Origin of the sequence: Mesorhizobium qingshengii, assembly GCF_900103325.1 — a bacterium.
In the GTDB taxonomy this organism is placed as follows: domain Bacteria; phylum Pseudomonadota; class Alphaproteobacteria; order Rhizobiales; family Rhizobiaceae; genus Mesorhizobium; species Mesorhizobium qingshengii.
In genome coordinates this window covers 237,237-254,545 of the sequence record NZ_FMXM01000010.1, presented here as the reverse complement: position 1 = coordinate 254,545, position 17,309 = coordinate 237,237, and the positions used below count along the sequence as shown (strand labels likewise).

At 62.2% G+C, this 17,309-nt stretch carries 13 protein-coding genes; 7 read left to right on the top strand and 6 right to left on the bottom strand.

Translation table 11 applies throughout. The features are described 5' to 3' along the window. Positions 1–108: 108 nt before the first annotated feature. The 6 genes from BLS48_RS18165 (at position 109) to BLS48_RS18140 (ending at position 7,626) form a co-directional block, all read left to right on the top strand. Entirely contained in the window at positions 109–3,447 is a 3,339-nt protein-coding gene (locus BLS48_RS18165; protein ID WP_143019444.1) for a beta strand repeat-containing protein, read from the top strand. A 25-nt stretch (positions 3,448–3,472) separates the two neighbouring features. Further along, positions 3,473–3,841, top strand: coding sequence for a hypothetical protein (locus tag BLS48_RS18160; RefSeq protein ID WP_091580035.1), 369 nt, complete (start codon positions 3,473–3,475; stop codon positions 3,839–3,841). A 31-nt stretch (positions 3,842–3,872) separates the two neighbouring features. Beyond that, on the top strand, positions 3,873–4,673 hold the full coding sequence (locus BLS48_RS18155; protein WP_425284711.1) for a lytic transglycosylase domain-containing protein: 801 nt from the start codon (positions 3,873–3,875) through the stop codon (positions 4,671–4,673). A 307-nt stretch (positions 4,674–4,980) separates the two neighbouring features. Beyond that, positions 4,981–5,919, top strand: a complete 939-nt coding sequence (locus BLS48_RS18150) for a type 1 periplasmic-binding domain-containing protein (protein ID WP_244529683.1) — start codon at positions 4,981–4,983, stop codon at positions 5,917–5,919. A gap of 18 nt (positions 5,920–5,937) precedes the next feature. After that, positions 5,938–6,654 (top strand): thermonuclease family protein, encoded by a 717-nt coding sequence (locus BLS48_RS18145; protein WP_244529680.1) that lies wholly within the window; start codon positions 5,938–5,940, stop codon positions 6,652–6,654. A 219-nt stretch (positions 6,655–6,873) separates the two neighbouring features. Next, positions 6,874–7,626, top strand: a complete 753-nt coding sequence (locus tag BLS48_RS18140) for a GGDEF domain-containing protein (protein WP_091580030.1) — start codon at positions 6,874–6,876, stop codon at positions 7,624–7,626. Between the two features lie 135 nt (positions 7,627–7,761). Here BLS48_RS18140 and BLS48_RS18135 read toward each other — a convergent pair whose 3' ends face one another. Genes BLS48_RS18135 through BLS48_RS18120 form a run of 4 tightly spaced genes read right to left on the bottom strand, consistent with a single transcriptional unit; the run spans position 7,762 to position 13,162 of the window. Then, the gene (locus BLS48_RS18135) at positions 7,762–8,571 is read right to left on the bottom strand and encodes a glutamine amidotransferase (RefSeq protein ID WP_244529678.1); all 810 of its coding nucleotides are present in this window, start codon (positions 8,569–8,571) and stop codon (positions 7,762–7,764) included. Positions 8,572–8,609: 38 nt separating this feature from the next. Further along, a complete protein-coding gene (locus BLS48_RS18130) occupies positions 8,610–9,611 on the bottom strand; it encodes a rhamnose ABC transporter substrate-binding protein (RefSeq protein WP_091580025.1) in 1,002 nt (333 codons plus the stop codon). Between the two features lie 48 nt (positions 9,612–9,659). Further along, positions 9,660–10,649 carry an ABC transporter permease gene (locus tag BLS48_RS18125; protein WP_091580022.1) on the bottom strand — a complete coding sequence of 330 codons (990 nt, stop codon included), beginning with the start codon at positions 10,647–10,649 and terminating at the stop codon, positions 9,660–9,662. Beyond that, positions 10,646–13,162, bottom strand: a complete 2,517-nt coding sequence (locus BLS48_RS18120) for an ATP-binding cassette domain-containing protein (protein WP_244529675.1) — start codon at positions 13,160–13,162, stop codon at positions 10,646–10,648. The genes BLS48_RS18125 and BLS48_RS18120 overlap by 4 nt, the downstream gene beginning before the upstream one ends. A gap of 314 nt (positions 13,163–13,476) precedes the next feature. Here BLS48_RS18120 and BLS48_RS18115 point away from each other — a divergent pair, with 314 nt between their 5' ends. After that, a complete protein-coding gene (locus tag BLS48_RS18115) occupies positions 13,477–14,673 on the top strand; it encodes an ROK family transcriptional regulator (RefSeq protein ID WP_244529673.1) in 1,197 nt (398 codons plus the stop codon). Positions 14,674–14,773: 100 nt separating this feature from the next. On the opposite strand, the gene BLS48_RS18110 is transcribed toward BLS48_RS18115, so the two are convergent. Both BLS48_RS18110 and BLS48_RS18105 read right to left on the bottom strand, forming a co-directional pair. Beyond that, positions 14,774–16,117 carry a chloride channel protein gene (locus BLS48_RS18110; protein ID WP_091580019.1) on the bottom strand — a complete coding sequence of 448 codons (1,344 nt, stop codon included), beginning with the start codon at positions 16,115–16,117 and terminating at the stop codon, positions 14,774–14,776. Between the two features lie 156 nt (positions 16,118–16,273). Then, the gene (locus tag BLS48_RS18105; protein WP_091580017.1) at positions 16,274–17,161 is read right to left on the bottom strand and encodes a LysR family transcriptional regulator; all 888 of its coding nucleotides are present in this window, start codon (positions 17,159–17,161) and stop codon (positions 16,274–16,276) included. Between the last annotated feature and the right edge of the window lie 148 nt (positions 17,162–17,309).

Below are 17,309 nucleotides of genomic sequence, written 5' to 3'. Positions count from 1 at the left end.
CTGACGGCAAGCTACGTCTACAACGCGGCCACCGGCGCCGGCACCATCAGCTACTCCTATACGCTGCTCGACAACACCTCCGGCGACAACACCAACGCCAGCTTCGCGGTGGTCGTCACCGACGCCGACGGCGACAGCGCACCGGCCGGCAACCTGGTCATCAACATCGTCGACGACGTGCCGACGGCGCATACTGATATGGGCAACGTCAACGAAGGCGCACTGCTGAGCGTGACTGCGGTGGCGGGCGTGCTGGCCAACGACGTGGCCGGCGCCGACGGCGCCACGATCGACGGCGTGCGCGCGGCCGGCGGCAATACGACGACGGCGGTATCGGGCGGCGTCAACACCGACATTGTCGGCCAGCACGGCACGCTGCATCTCAACGCCGACGGCTCCTACACCTATCAGTCGACAGCCAACAGCATCACTTCGAACACCACGGACGTGTTCGTCTACACCCTCAAGGACGGCGACGGCGACCTGTCGACGACCACGCTCACCATCAACCTGGCCGACGTCAATGCTGCCCCTGTTGTTGCCGACACCCAGAACTGGATGTCGAGCGATCCGGGGCAGCAGACGCTCAGCACGCCAACCTATCCCGACGGATATCCCTTGCTGGTTACAATCCCGACGGACGCAGATGGCGACAATCTCACCGTCACCGCGACAGGGACGATCCCTACGGGTGTATTCTATCTCGAAGGCGGGACGTATCATGCCCTGACAACCGGCACGGTGCTCTACAATCCGTCCGCCGGCATCAACCTGCTGGATGACTTGGTCTACAGGCCCACCGCGACGGTAACCGATACGGTCAACAAGAACCTGTCGCTGGACGTCTATGACGGCACTACCCATGTCACGCAGACCGTCGGCATCCACGAAGTGCCGCCGACCAGCTTGCCCAGCGACACTGCGCAGGTGGGCGATGGCAGTAGCCCACTTACCTCGGGAAATGATCAGGTCACGACCCTGACTCTGTCTCAAGCAACGGTAAATGCCATAACGGCCGACCCGCATGGCTCAACTGTGGTGGTCTATACCGACTTTCAACAGTCGCCGTTCGACACGCCAATTCCCTCCAACGAACAGAATCCGACGACTTTCAACGCCAACAACGCGGGATCGCATCGGGAGCAGGAGGTCCAGGTCGAGATCGTCATAGGCACCAACCACTTTGCGGTTGTCGAAGACGATCTGACTGCCGGCACTTTCGAGCAGAGTTGGTTCTACGATCCGGCCACCGGTCTGATGAAGGCGACGGTCGACTATGACCATATCTTCCTTCTGGACGGCAGCGGCAACGCCACCACCACGACGCTTGCCAGCTATTTGGTCGCGAACCCACCAACATCCGGCGACACATGGACTCTGTCCTATCTCGACAACAACGGCGGCAACTACCAGGCACGCTTGGTCAAATTCTCCTTCTTCTCGCATGACCCCGGTGATCCCGGGATCACGGTGAATGGCGATGCGACGCTCGCCGACCAGATCTACGGAACGTCCGGAATTGACCATCTGTTGGGTGGCGGCGGAAACGACATCATTGTTGGCCGCGGAGGCAACGATTTTCTCAACGGCGGAGGCGGAAACGACACCATTTTGGCAGGCGACGGCGATGACACCATCATCGCCGACCAGAACGACCTGGTCATCGACGGCGGTGTCGGCACTGGTGACACGCTTCAGGTCGGCGCAAACTTCACCAGCGCAAGCGACAGCCAGATCACAGGTATCGAGAATGTACTGCTGACAGCGGCGGCGACGCTCAATCTGTCCAACCAGGCAGAAGGCTTCGTCATTACGGGTTCATCCGGCGCCGACTCGATCACCGGCGGTTCCGGCAACGACACCATTGTCGGCACCCAGAACGATACGCTGCTTGCTGGTGGTGGAGGCACGGATACGCTGCAGATCGGCACCGCTTTCACAAGCACAAGCGATGCCCAGATCACCGGTATCGAGACGATACAGCTAACCTCAGCGGCGACGCTCAATCTGTCTAACCAGACAGAGGGCTTCAAAATCATCGGCTCGTCGGGCATCGATACCATTACCGGCGGCTCTGGTGCCGACACGATCAATGCTGGCGCCGGCAATGACACCGTGACTGGTGGCGGCGGGGCAGACCAGTTCCGCCTGTCCACGAGCAGTGGCCTTGATAAAATCAACGATTATACGGACGGCACCGACAAAATTGGCCTTCTCGATACCGGTGCAACCGGCAGCGGGAGCGTCAATTTCGCCAATACGACCGGGACATCTGCAGGTGTGGCGCTCAATGGCAGCGATTTCGTAAGCCGCACCAGCATAGGCAACATCAACACCGCCGACGACAATCATGTCATCTCAATCTCAGCGGCGCAGACTGCGACTCAGATTGCCGCATCCACCAATCAAGCCACCGACGCTTATGTCCTCGTTTTCAATTCAACGACAGGTCGCGGCGAATTGTGGTTCGATAGCGATTGGAGCAGCACAGGCGGCCGCACACAGATTGCGACCTTCGACAACATCACCACACTCGGCGGTCTTACCGCGATCACAGCGGCTGACATAGTCGTCTATAACAGCGCCACCGACCCGATCATCCTCGACCTCAACCATGATGGCTTTGCCTTCTCCGACGTCAGTCACGGTGTACAGTTCGACATCAACGGCGACGGGACGAAGGACCAGGTCGCCTGGAACACATCGAATGACGGCATGCTGGCGGTGGACCTCAACCATGACGGCAAGATCGACGACGGCACCGAGCTGTTCACGCCGACCTTCGGCGGTGGCAACTTTGCCAGCGGTGCTGCTGCGCTGGCTTCGCTCGACAGCAACCATGACGGCGTCATCGACCACGATGACGCGGCGTTCAGCAGCCTGCTGATCTGGAAGGACGCCAATGCCAACGGCACCAGCGACGCCGGGGAATTGTCACATCTCGCCGATAACGGTATCGTTTCCATCAGCCTGGCGGCTACTGCGACCGTCGGCGAAATCGACGGACAGACCGTGACAGGCAACGGAACCTTCCAGATGGCCGATGGTACGACCGGCAACTATGTCGAGGTCGAACTCGACACCTCGCTTGTTGCACAGGCGCAGCCGTCCGTCGCCACAGACGGCTCAAAGACGTTCACCGTCGCCTCTCTCGAGGTTACCGACCTGATCGCCGACTTCCATGACGGTGCGAACGGCGACAAGATCGATCTTACGGCGTTGCTCAAGGGCCTGGCGGGCGTGACCGACCTCGAAGCCGGCGGCTTCGTGCAGATCGAACAGTCCTCGGCCAATGCAGCGAACGCCGAAGTCAAGGTCGATACGGATGGCGGCGGCGACAATTACCATACGGTCGCCGTGCTGGAGAACTATACGTTCCACAGCGCCACCGAAGCAGTCAAAATACTCTATGATGACAGCCATGGCACCAAGCAGGACGTGGCCTAAGGGCGAAAGGGACGGGGTGAGCAACATGAACAGAATTTTGCGGGTGGCTTTCGGGGCCGGTCTGCTGTCGATCTTGTCGACGGGCCTCAACGCAGCCGACATCATCGGCGAGCCGACGGGCGACTATTGCCGCACCGTCGGCACTTCCAACCTCGTGCTGAACGACAACATCGTCGACCTCAAGGACCAGGTGGTGAAGCTGATGGACGAGTCGGTCGCGGTCGCCAACAGCTCTGAGTGGATCAATTCGTCCCGGCCGGTCTTCGTCTGGGCATCGGAAGCCAAGGTCGCCTGCGGCATGGCCTATGGCTACCTGAAGACGAACTATAAAGACGAAGACACGCTCAACAAATGCGAGTGTTTCCACGATCGCATGGTCGAGTACATGCACTGACCCGGATAGGCGACCCCGCCTGTTGGCCATCATGATAGCCGACGGATCATTCTTGAGGGCGGTCGCCGCAACGATCGCCCTGGTCGGTTTTGGCCAAACTGCCACCTTGGCGCGTGCCAACTGGCTTGAACGACCTTATGGGGAACAACGCCAGTTGTTGGACTTGGCGCGGCCGGTGCGCTGTGACGCCGCGCCTGAATGGACGCGGGAGACGTTCAAGGTGTTCGCGGCCTGCCAGGCGTCGATCTACGGTCTGGAGCCGATGCTGGCGCACGCCGTCATGGAGATCGAAAGCGGGTTCGATCCTGACGTGAAGGGCGCCGACGGCGAAGTCGGCCTTATGCAGGTGATGCCGGCCACGGCGAGGATGCTCGGCTTCCAAGGCTCCCTCGACGATCTGAGCGCGCCAGCGACGAACATCGCAATCGGAGTCAAATATCTTGCGCAGGCGAACAGGCTCGCCGCCGGCGACCTGTGCACCACCGTCATGAAGTATCGCGCCGGGCACAATGAAAGCCGGTTCTCGACCCTTTCCGTTCGCTATTGCCAGCGCGCGCGTGCGATCCTGGCGAGGGAAGGGTTCGAGGTGACCGGGCCGTTGCCGTTGGCGACTTTCGGCTCTTCCGCATTTTCAGCAGGAGGAGAAAACCCCCCCCGCCGAAGGAAAAAACGTGTGCGTGCGACGGGTGTTCGTGCCCGGGCCGCGGTACATGAGATGCGCCGACTACCGAAATGCGGGGCAAGCCAAGCATATCAAGGCTCTCAGAGCTCGGCTTTTCGAGGGCTAAAGAACCACAAGACGGCGAAGCAAGTCCGCCGTAACATGAGTTGAAGACCAGACCGGGAAAATACCCGGCGGCACATAGGGTGGAGCAATCATGGAAGCTGGCCGACAGGGCCACCGTCTGCGGACATGGGCAATCGCGGTTGCGCTCGCCGTGACATTGTCAGGCTGCCAGTCGAACGACGGCGTTTCCGAAGCGCTCGATCCGGCCGCGATTGCCGCGCCCGCCGGCCAGAATGGCGCCGCTGGTGCCGGTCCGGCCCAAGCGAGCCAGTCGCTGGGCACTGGTTCGGCCAAAATCACGATGCTGCTGCCTTTGTCCGCTCCTGGCACGGCCGGGGAAAACGGCAGGAAGATGCGCGACGCCGCCAAGCTGGCGATGACGGATATTGGCAATGGGTTGCTGACGCTGACCATCGAGGACACCAAAGGCGACAGCGCACAGGCCAGCAAACTGGCGATACAGGCCATAACGACGGGATCCAAAGTCGTGATCGGCCCAACCGAACTGCCGGCGGCCCAGCATATCGCCACGCTGTCGGGATCGAAGCGGCCACCGGTTCTGGCGCTTGCCGACAATTTCGCGGGCGGCTCCGGGGTCTATGCCGTGCGCCTCAGCGAAGCGGACAGCGCGGCGGCGGGCGCCGCAGGACTCGCTGCCAAGGGTGGCAGGAAGTTCGTATTGCTTGTCGCGGAAGGTTCAAACGCCAGCGTCGTGGAGAAGCGGGTCGCCAACGGCCTCAGCATCTATGGCGCGACGCTCGCGGTCACTGTCCCGTATTCGGCCGGCGACGGTGGCGCAAAGGCGGTCGACCAAATGGGCTCCCTCGTGGATGCTCCCGACGCCGTAATAGTTGCCAGCGGCGATGGCAGCCCCTCGGCTGTGCTGGCGGCCCTCAAATCAAAGGGCATTCCGGGAAAAGCAACCTCTGTCGTCGGCACGAACCGCTGGCTGGAGCACTCTATGGATCCGCTGTTCGAGGGGGCCTATATCGCCACGCTCGATCCGAGCGAAACCGGTCCTATCGCCGACCGCTTCAAGACGACATACAACTACCCGGCCGACGTCAACGCGGCCTACGCTTATGATATGGTTGCCCTGACAGCAGGGATCGCCAGCGCGGTCGGGCCCGATGGCTTCAGCAAGCAGGTGCTCGAAAACCCGAGCGGATTTCGCGGATCGACAGGCTTGTTCCGCTTTCGCGCTGACGGATCCAGCCAAAGATCGATGCCGTTCTATCGGATTCAAAAGGGTGCGCTCAAACTGGTTGCCAAATCGACGTCGGGCTTCTGAACCGCCGGTGGCGGGAACTTGCTCGAACACCGCGCTGGCCTGATGGGCATGCCGGGGCATGCCCGCCTGGTGATCGCGGCCGGGGGTCTCGAACTCCTGGTTGGAATTGTCCTGATCATGCAGGCCGGATCATTGCTGGCTGTCGACCGCCCCGCCCTTGCGGTTGCCGGCAGTCAAGCAACCGAGGCGGATGCGGTCATTGCCGATGGACGGCGGCGAGAACCGGCACGCAGGATTGCCGAGGGCCTGATTGCGCCGCCGCCGGTCGACGCATCGGAAATCGAGCGGGTCGAAGCGCGGCCGCCGCTCGGCGAGCTCGGCCTGGCCGTGCCTCCGAAAACGCCGATGCCGCAAGACTGGCGCGAAACCCTGCTCTACCGTCCGATTGCAACGTCGTCGGCGACTTTCGAATCCATGGGACGCAAGGTGGTCATCAGTGGTGTCGGGAGCATCGAGCCGGACCGGACCTGCTCGTTTGGCGATATCACCTGGCCTTGCGGCCAGCGCGCACGTGCCGCCTTCAATTCCTGGCTGCGGGGGCGCGCGCTGAAATGTCTCGTGCCGCCGGAAGTCGAGCGCTTTGCCGTCGCCGCACCGTGCACGCTGGGCAGGCAAGATGTCGGCGCATGGCTTGTGTCCAACGGCTGGGCGATGGCGTTGCCGAGCGGCATCTACGGCAAGGCGCAGGCGACTGCCCAGGGTGCGGAGATGGGCATCTTCGGTCCGCCGCGATAGGCTCAAGAACCGGAATAGCCCCCGCTCACCGAAGCCGCGGCGAGATGGAGGTTCCGTGGCCCGCCGCTGCCCATTTATTAACCGTTACGGCGCAGTTTCCCTTGGCAAACCTGTTGCACGAACAATGATTAGGTCTCATCGATCAAATTGTATGATTCGTCGAAACTGAAAATGCGGTACGCCAGCTCTATACAAGCTGATCTGACGGGAGATTGGCCAATGGCAAAAACAGTAGCGACCGCCTCCGCACAGGCATGGAGAAGCGTCGCGTGGCTCACCTTTCTGGGGACAGCCGCAAGCCTTGGCCTTTCCGTGGGCCTCAACTATCTGCTTTTGTTCAGCGACGCGTTTACGCCGTTCGGGCGCAGCATGGTCACCGCTGTGCTGCTGCCGTTGATTATTGGCGTGCCGCTTTTCATGCTGATCGGCTGGAAGCAGACGCAAATCCGCGGCTATAGGCAGGAACTCAACAGGTCGGGAACTTATGACAAATTGACGGGCTGCCTGAATGGGCCGGTTTTCACGTCAATGATTGAACGACGAGCAGCCAGGCCATCAGCGCCAGGACCACGCTCGGGCGCCTTCCTGGTCATTCATTCGGAGCACCTACGGTCCATCAACCTGCGCTTTGGTCTTGAATGGGGCGACGAGGCCTTGCGGCTCATAGCCTCAACCATACAATCATCGGTGCGCGCGGAGGATCTGGTTGGACGCATCGGGACTTCGATGTTCGGGGTTTTCCTCTCAGGCGCGACCGAAGCAGAAGCCAAGGATATCGGCGAGCGTATCCGGATGCGTGTCGCGCAAGTCTATTTCGCACCAAAAGGGACCGAGGATGCCCTGACCATCAAAGTCGGCGGCGTGATGTTTGAAAACGAGATGGAGTTCGCGGACATGTTCCGGTCCGCCGAACAGCACCTGTCCGGTGGCCAGGATGGAACCGCGTTCGAATTGACGCATCTCCACAGCTGATAACCGCCGGGGCGCCAATGCACGAGCCAATCCACGGAACCAGGCCTACTGGTGCTGCGAGAAGGGATTTGAAAGCCATCGCTTAGGGCCTGCAGCGAGAACCGGCAACGGCACTCGACCAGCTATCCGCCTCTCTTATTCGGTGCCGGCGAGCCACCGCACCATGTTCGCCATCAGCTTGCCGTAGAGCGGCCATTGGAGAAAATCCTGCGAGAGCCAATGCGGACCGATGTCGGTCGCCCAGGCGACCGTGCGGCCGCGGCCATGACTGCGAACGGCGAGGAGCGGCCAGTCGGTGCCGCGATGGTGGCAGGTCGCGAGCAGCCGGGACGAACCGTCGCGCCTGAAATCCAGCTTGTTCATGCCGAGGATCGGCGGCAAAGGTCCCTCCACCCCGGCAAAGATCGGGTGTGAAGACTGCAGGATGGACGCTTGCAGGCCTTGGGGCACCTCCATGCCGTCGCAAAACGGCAAACAGCGCACGGCCAGCACGTCTTCGACCGGGGTGTCGTGGAACCGCGCCGTCCCGAACATGCCCTGAAAGCCCATATAGCCGCCGGCCAGCATCAGCCCGCCGCCGTTTTCGACATAGGCTTTCAGCACTTCGAGGCGGTTGACGCCGACACGCCCGGCGCGGGCATCAGGCGTGACCAGCAATGTCAGAGCGCCCACATCGGAGATCACCACCGCCTGATATTGCGCTAGCGCATCGAGGTCATAGGGAAACTCCGCTGCGCAGCGCTCGCCGCCGATCTGGGTGACAGCAATGTCCTCCATGGCCAGTGCGGCGTTGAACGCCGTCGCGCCATTTGTCGAGGTCGCACTTGTCAACACATCGCCGCCGACGGCGACCGAGGTCGTAGCCGCGAAGGTTTCACCTGCAAGCAACACGTTCATCGTCGCACCTGCGCCAATCGGTTGATCAAAGAGACGCAGGGACGCCAATCAAGTTGGCGCCCCCACCGCGGCTTCCGTCGGCAGGATCAGAACTTGAACTCGGCCAGATTTTCGGGGGTCACAATTTTCGCCGGTCCAAGGATCAATTCGCCGCCGGCGCCAATCGTGTATTCGCCGAGCCTGCCTGCCTTGAACTTCTCACCTTCCTTGCCGGTGATCTTGCACTGCGCAAGCGCCTGGGCAGTCTGATAGGCCAGATAGCCAAGATCGGTGACATTCCACCAGATATCCTGCGCGGCGCCGTCCTTGATGTATTTCGAGATCAGAGTGGCCGGCGCCAGGCCGGTCAGCTTGACCTTGCCGATCATGCCCGCCTCCTCGAGTGCACGCGCGGCCGCCGGAAGGCCTATGCCTGCTGGAACGATGATCACCTTGAGATCCGGAAACGCCTGCACCAGCGCCAGCGCCTGTTGCTGGTTGATCTGCTCGCTTTCTTCGCCATAAGCGACCTGCACCAGCTTCATCTTGGAGAACTTCGGCTCGGCAGCCATTTTCGCCTTCATGAAGTCGATCCAGGCGTTCTGGTTGGTCGCCGTGGGCGTCGAAGACAGGATCGCGAATTCGCCTTCACCGCCGCTGAGATTGAATGCACTTTCCAGCATCATTTCGGCGAGACTGTCGCCCTTCACTTGATTCACGAATACCGCGCGGGCGTCGGCCGCCACATCGGAGTCATACGAAATCACCCGGACGCCCTGCTGGACGGCGCGCTTCAGCGCAGGCGCAACCGCATTGGCGTCGTTGCCGGCAATTGCGATGACCCCGACCTTCTGCGACACGAGGCTGTTGATGAATTCGATCTGCGCCTCAGCCGTAGCCTGCGATGGGGCGACCTGGGTAGCAGTGCCGCCAATTTCCTTCGCCGCCTCTTCGGCGCCTCCAAAAGCCACCTTGAAGTAGGGGTCGGTGTCGAGCTTGGGCAGGAAACCAACCGTTACAGGTTCCTTGGCGCACTCCTGGCTGAGGGCCAGCGACGTCGGCGCGAGCAGAACCGCGGATGCGAGCAGGGCTAATCCAAACGCTTTCATTGTAACTCCTCCGTCAAAAAATTCGGGCTTGAAGGAAGGGGCCCGAGATCACCCCTTGGTCTCGCGCATGGCGCGCGATCTGCTGAGCATCTCCTGTGTGGAGCGCCAGTAATTGCCGACCAGCAGCGAGCCGATCAGAAGCAGGCCGATGATCATGCCCTGCGCGTCGCCGCCAATCTGGTTGAGCGCCAGTACGTTGCGGATGATGGCGATCAGGACCAGCGCCAGCATCACGCCGGTCAGGCGGCCCTTGCCGCCAAAGACGCTGACGCCGCCGAGCAGCACGATGGTGATAACGTCGAGTTCCATGCCGAGCGCATTGTTGGCGCGGGCATTGGAGAGGCGTGCCGTATAGACGATGCCGGCAATGGCGGCGATGGCGCCTGAAACCACGAACAGGTTCAGGACCATCCGGCGCGTGTTGATGCCGGAATAGCGCGCCACTTCCGGGCTGCCGCCAAGCGCGTAGATGCGCTTGCCGGTCGGCGTCTTCTGCAGGATGACGGCAAACACCGGCGCCAGCACCAGGAACGGCACGATGGTCCACGGTATCTCGGTGCTCGGCAGGTTGTTGATGCCGAAATCGACGACCGCGGGCGGCAGGATGTTGACCGAACCGGTGCCGAGCAGGATGTAGCCAATACCTCGATAGAGCGCCATGGTGCCGAGCGTCACCACCAGCGACTGCAGTCCCAAGCCCGAGACCAGATAGCCGTTGAAGGCGCCGAGCAGGCCGCCGGCGACGAGCGTCAGCGGGATTGCCGCCAGCGTCGGCACGCCGGCCTGGACGAGCAGGCCAAAGACCACGGATGTCAGCGCCAACACCGAGGCGATCGACAGGTCGATTTCGCGGGTGATGATGAGCAGCGTCATCGGCAGGATCAGCAACGCCTTCTCCGAGGCGCTCGCAGCCAGTTGCGAGAGATTGAAGCCGGAAACGAAGTTCGGCACGAACATCGCCGCGTAGAGGAATATGACCAGGCAGGAGATCGCCAGCAGCAGATCCCAGAAGTCGATCGAACGGAGGAACTTTCTCATCTCGCCCTCGCCTGTCTTGTCTGCTCCGCGCGCCGCACGATGAAGGTGTCGATGCCGATGGCGACCAGGATCACCAGGCCGTAGACGCCCTGCAGCCACAGCGGGTCGACGCGCACCAGCGTCAGCCCGTTCTTGATGACCAGCAGGGTGAGCGCGCCAAGGATGATGCCGAGCAGTGTGCCCGAACCGCCGCGGATGGCGACGCCGCCGACCACCGCCGAAGCGATCACGGTGAGTTCGAAGCCGAGCGCGACACGCGCATCGATGGTGGCGTAGCGGGATGCCCAGAGCGCGCCGCACAGACCGCCGAGCAGGCCGGCCATGCCGAAGGCCAGCAGGATGCGCCGATCGACGGGGATGCCGATGAGACGCGCGCCGTCCGGGTTGGAGCCGGTGGCGAACAGTTCGCGCCCGGTGGCCGTGCGATAGAGCAGCACGTAGCCGGCACACAGGATGACGATGGCGATGACGACGATCAGCGGCACGCCGGCGATCTTCAGACCGGTCATGTCGAGCCAGGCCTGCGTGACCTCGTCGGCGCTGATCTGGTCGCCCGCCGCCCAGATCGAGTTGAAGCCGCGAAAGATCGACATCGAGGCCAGGGTGACGACGATGGCCGGGATCTTTCCCCTGGTGACGACGAGGCCGTTGATCAGGCCAGCGACACCGCCGACCGCGCATGCGGTCGCCAGGCCGATGCCGATGTCGAGTCCCGGATAGGCCTGAACCATACTGGCCGCCATGTAAGCTGAAAGACCGATCACCGCGGCGATCGAAAGGTCGATATTGCGGGTGATCAGCACCAGCATCTGTGCGAGTGCCGCAACAACCAGCAAGGCAGCATCCATCGACACGGCGGTCAGGTTTGCCGCGCTCACCATGCGCGGGTTGATAATGGTGACCGGAATGGCGACCGCCAATATCGCGGCGAGCAGCCCGAACTCTCGCCGCTTCAGGAAATCGAGCGGTCCTTTTTTCTTCTCGTCGAAGGCGGTACGCTCCGCCTGCGCCGCCGGATCGACGCGCTCGTCGGTCTTCGTCGCCGCTTCCAGCACCTTTTCCTGGGTGGCTTCGCCCCTGGCGAATTCGGCCATCCGATGACCTTCGCGCAGAACGACGATGCGATCGCACATGCCGATGAGTTCGGGCATCTCGGAAGAGATCAAGATGATCGCCATGCCCTGCGCCGCAAGGTTGGCGATCATCGCGTGCACTTCCGCCTTGGTGCCGACATCGATGCCTTGCGTCGGCTCGTCGAGGATGAGGACGCGCGGTTCGGTGCGCAGCCATTTGGCCAGCACCACCTTCTGCTGATTGCCGCCGGACAGTTCCCTGACCGGCTGTCCGTAGCCGGAAAAGCGAAGCTTCATGCGCTTCAGCCAGTCCGCAACCAGATCGATCGCGCGATCCGTGCCGTAGAGGCCTGCCGGGGCGGCCTTGTCGAGTATCGGCAGCACGGCATTGTCGAGGATGGAGAAATCCATCACCAGGCTCTGGCCCATGCGGTCTTCCGAGACATAGGCGATGCGCGCATCCATGGCGTCGCGCGCCGTTGCGAAGCGCACGGCTTCGCCGTCGATCAGGATTTCGCCGGTGTCCGGCTGGTCGATGCCGAACAGCACGCGCGCGATCTCGGTCCGCCCACTGCCGACCAGGCCGCCAAGCCCGAGCACCTCTCCAGCATGGAGCTTGAGATCGATGCCGGAAATGCCGCCGGCGCGCGACAGCCCCCTCGCCTCCAGCACAAGCGCGCCGGTGGCGTGGCGCCGTTCGGGATAGAGGTCGGTCAGTTCGCGGCCGACCATCATGCCGATGGCGGCGGCACGGCCAAGCTCTGCCCTCGGCTTGACGCCGACAAGGCGTCCGTCGCGCAGCACCGCGATGCGGTCGGCGATGCGGAAGATCTCGTCCATGCGGTGGCCGACGAACATCATGGCCACGCCATGCAGCCGGAGATCGGCAACGACGGTAAACAGCCGCTCGACCTCGCGCTGCGACAAGGCTGCCGTGGGCTCGTCCATGATCAGCACACGCGCGTCGAGCGAGAGCGCGCGGGCGATCTCGACCAATTGCTGTTCAGACGTGCGCAACGTTCCCAGCCGCGTTTCGGCCGGCACGTCGAGGCCGACCGTCGCCAGAACCTTGCGCGCGCCAGCCAGGATGGCTGCGTTATCGATGCCGCCGAAGCGGTCGCGCGGCATGTGACCGAGATAGATGTTTTCTGCAACTGAAAGGTCCGGGAACAGGCCGGGATGCTGGTGCATGACCGCAATGCCGGCGGCCTGGGCGTCGTGCGGCGAATGGAAGACCACATGCTTGCCGTCGACCTCGACATGGCCGCTGGTCGGAGAATGCACCCCGGCCAGCAACTTCACGCAAGTGCTCTTGCCGGCGCCGTTTTCGCCAAGGAGTGCAAGCACCTCCCCGGAGCGCAATTCGAAGGACGCGTCCTTAAGGGCGATCGTGCCACCGAAGGCCTTTGTCGCCTGAACCAGGGCAACGGGGACAGCCACGTTCCTTGTCACCGCGGCATCGGCTCCGCCATGTGCGCCTGAGTGCAGCACCTCTCCTCCCTAGTATGATCCAGTCATTGTTATTTTTTCAATTTGCTATATTAAATGGGCCAAGGCCGCAACAGGAAAATTGACTTCCATTGTCCCGGCGGGCACTGTCGTGTCGCGCACAAGCGCGGTCGGAATGGCTCGACCGCAGCAGCTTCACAGCTGTGGGCGGCCAGGCTGGCTTGGTGAGAAAATGAATGGAGGCGCCGGTTTTGTCTGGAAAAGGCAGCAATTCTGTCAAGGTTCGGCATTACAATGAGCGTTTCGTGCTCGATGCCATCCGCCGACTGAAGGAGGCTTCCAAGTCTGACCTGGCGCGCGCCGCAAATCTGACACCGGCCGCTGTCGCAACCATTGTTGACGGGCTGGAGTCCTCTGGTTTCGTAAAGCAAGTGGGAAAAAGGTTCGGGCAACGCGGATCTCCTTCCACACTTTACAGGCTCACGCCGGAGCGGATCTACAGCGTCGGCATCAAGATCGGCCGGCGTGCGCTGGAAGCCGTGCTGGTAGACTTCGCCGGCGAGGTGCGTGCCCGCGAGTCGCACGAATACCGGTTTCCGGACCCCGATCTGGTGCTCAGGGCCGGAAATATGTCGCTTGCCAATTTCGACAAGGTGGTCGCCGGACTTGGCGATGCCAGCATCGTCGGCGTCGGCATTGCTTCGCCCTATTTCCTCGGTGGCTGGAGCGAAGAGCTCGGCTTCCCCGATGATCTTGGCAGCCGCTGGGATGCGATCGACCTGACGACATTCTTCACCACCCGGCCGAAGACCCCGGTCTTCGTGGAGAACGACGCGTCATCGGCGGCGTTGGCCGAACTCATCCAGGGGGCCGGCGCACGGTTCCGCGACTTCATGCATATCTCGATCGACACTTTCGTCGGCGGCGGGCTGGTGCAAGGCGGCAAGGTTCATACCGGTCCGCATGGCAACAGCGCCGCGCTCGGCCCGCTGCCGGTCTCGCCTTCAAGCCTCGATTCGGTGGCAGCCAAGCCGGCACGCTACCAGAGCCTGCTGCATCGCGCCTCGATCTACGTGCTGGTCAATCATCTCAAGTCGCGCGGCATCGAGATCAATCGTGTTCGGGAACTGGATCCGCTGCCGCCAGGAGCGCGCGAGCCACTGTTCGAATGGATCGATGATTGCGCCAACGCGCTGGTCGAGGCGATCATCGCCATCACCTCTGTCATCGACATCGAGGCGATCGTTCTCGACAGCATCCTGCCGCGGCCTATTCATCTCGAGCTGTTGGCAAGGGTGCAGACCCAGTTCAACCGGACCAGCGCCATCGGCATCGTGGCGCCGGAAATCGTTTCTGGGCAATTCGGCCCTGAGGCGTCGCCGATCGGCGCGGCGATGTTGCCGTTCTCCGCGCTGCTGGCCCCTGACAGCGGCGTGCTGATGATCGGCAAAGACAGAACAATGTTGCTGGGTAGCCTCTCGAGGCTTGCCGGCCAAAGGTAACGAGCAGGAGGCTCACTATCTGTATGCAGTGAGATGCGCTGCAATTGAAAAGAGTATGAGCGGTTCAAGGGAAACGATGGTGCTGCGAGAGAGGTCCCAATCATGTCGGAAGGGCCTCTGCCCTGCGCCTCCTGATCGCTTCTGCGATAAACACCCGCGACAATGCGTGATAGAGCGGCTCGTGCGAGATCATGCGTGCGGTGCCGTAGCCCAACATCGACGCGAGCATAAGCGCGATGACGTTGTCGTGGTTGCCGGTCATCTCCAGGATGATGACGAAGGCCGTCATCGGTGCCTGAACCACGCCGGCGAAATAGCCGGCCATGCCTAGCAGCGCGGCCGCGCCTGTGCTGGCGCCGAGGATCAGGCCAAGCGAACTGCCGATGCCGGCGCCAACCGCCAGCGAAGGCGCGAAGATGCCACCGGGAATGCCCGAGACCATCGACAGCAGGCCGGCCAGGAACTTTTCGGCAAAGAAGAACCCTGGCAGTGGCGTGCCTTCGACCGCGCCGCGTGCCTGCACGTAACCTGTGCCGAAGGTCAGTCCGCCCGACGCGATGCCGATCACCGCCACGGCAAGCCCGCACAAGGCGGCCACCAGCAAAGCGCGTCGCAACGGCTGGTGCGTGTGCCAGCGCCGGATCCGCCGCGTCGCCTTCAAAGCCAGCAGCGAAAATAAAGCACCGAAACCACCGCCAATGACACCGCAGGCAATCACCAGCGGCCACTCGGCTGCAAACGAGATCGTTTCCTTCGAGACACCGAAATAGGTGTAGTTGCCAAGCAGGCCGAGCGAGGCGAGACCGGCCAGGATCACAGCTGTCAGCACCAGCCCGTTGGTGCGCGCCTCGTAGGTGCGGCCCATCTCCTCGATGGCAAAGACGATGCCTGCCAGCGGTGTGTTGAAGGCGGCAGCGATGCCCGCGGCCGAGCCTGCCAGGATCAATCCGCGCGCCTGCACCATGCCGCCCCAGCGCGCCGCCTGCAGCATCAGCGATGCGCCAACCTGCACGGTCGGCCCCTCGCGGCCGATGGAAGCGCCGCAGAACAGGCCGATGACGGTGAGCGCGATCTTGCCCATCACGAGCCGCAGCGACAGGATATGGCTCCGGTCGTCATCGTCGCGCAGGTGGCGGGCGGCGATAGCCTGCGGAATGCCGCTGCCTTGCGAGCCGGGAAAGAAGGCGTGGGCCAGCCAGGCGCATAGCACGAAGCCGAGCGGCGTGACGATGAGCGGCAGGTAGAAGCGCCGGCCGCCATCATCGCCGATCATGACGTGGAACAGCGCCTGCGCCTTGTCGGCCAGCACCGCGAACAGCACGCTGATGACGCCGATCGAGACCGCACCGGCCCAGAACACCAGCCGCGGCTGCCAGACGCGCCGCGAGCCCCACATGGCGCGCGAACGCCGCAGCATGGGATATTTTCGCGATCTGCCGGCCATGTCTGTCCTCATGCAGGGGATCCCGTCGACCTAACACAAGCATTAGATCGATCAAGGCTGCCTTCAGGCTTTTCGACGGGCCTGGTTTAGCATCACGACAACGTGTGCATGCATCGCGACCCGAGTGATCTTCTTCACGGGCTACCGCGCCCGTGGCTAAGTCAGTGAGGTTTTCCAATCATAGTCCCGGACTGCATTGGCAAACGCATCAATCGCCGGCGAGTGTGATCGCCCTGCGACGGTAACCAACGACACTTCGCGGACGATTTCAGGATCGACTACTGGCCGGTGGCAGACGCCTGGCTGGCTGGCCGAGAATTCAGCCATGAAGCAGACCCCCATTCCCGCCGCGACCATCGCCAGAATCCAATCCTCGCGCTCACTGCGATATGCACTTTCGATCTCTATGCCGAGGCTCCTGCAAAGCTCGTCGATGTGATTGCTGTATTCGCAGTTGATGCGGTCGAGGTAGGCCTGCCCCCGGACGTCGGAAAGGTGGAGCGTGTTGCGCAGTTCAAATGGATGGCCTGTCGAAAACGCGAGGCCAAAACGCTCGGTATAAACCGGTTCCGTTTTCAACTTTCGATCGAACGGCTCAGGCCGCGCGACCAACGCAAGGTCCAGCTTGCCGTCAAGCAAAAGGTCCGCCAGATGGTTCGCCGCGCCTTCGATCACCGTCACTTCGATGCCCGGGTGAAGGTCCCGGAAGGCATTCAGAAAGCCTACGAAGCGCATGGGTCCGATCGTGCACATGACGCCGAGTGTCAGAGGCGCTTCCTCAAGAGTGAGAAAGCTTCTTGCCGTGCGCTTTGCGCTTTCTGACCGCTTGAATACGTCCTCAAGGTGGGTTCGCATGAGGCACCCGAAATCAGTTAGCTGGACGTGGCCTTTCTCGCGACGGAAGAGATAGCCGCCGAGATCGCCTTCCAACTTCTGAATGGCCCGGGTCAAGGCTGGTTGGCCGACATGCACCAGCTCGGCCGCACGATGAAAATTCAGCGTCTGGCAAGCGGCCAGAAAGTATCGGATTTCGTGCATCTCCATGACATGCCCCCGTCGATGCCTGGTTTTGATCGTTGCGATGAAAACTCGGCATTATCGGCCACTCCTATCCTTAGGTAAACTTGCATAACTGTCCACTGTGATGTGACCACGGATGGCATCGGTGCCGTCAGGATATCGTCGTCACAGC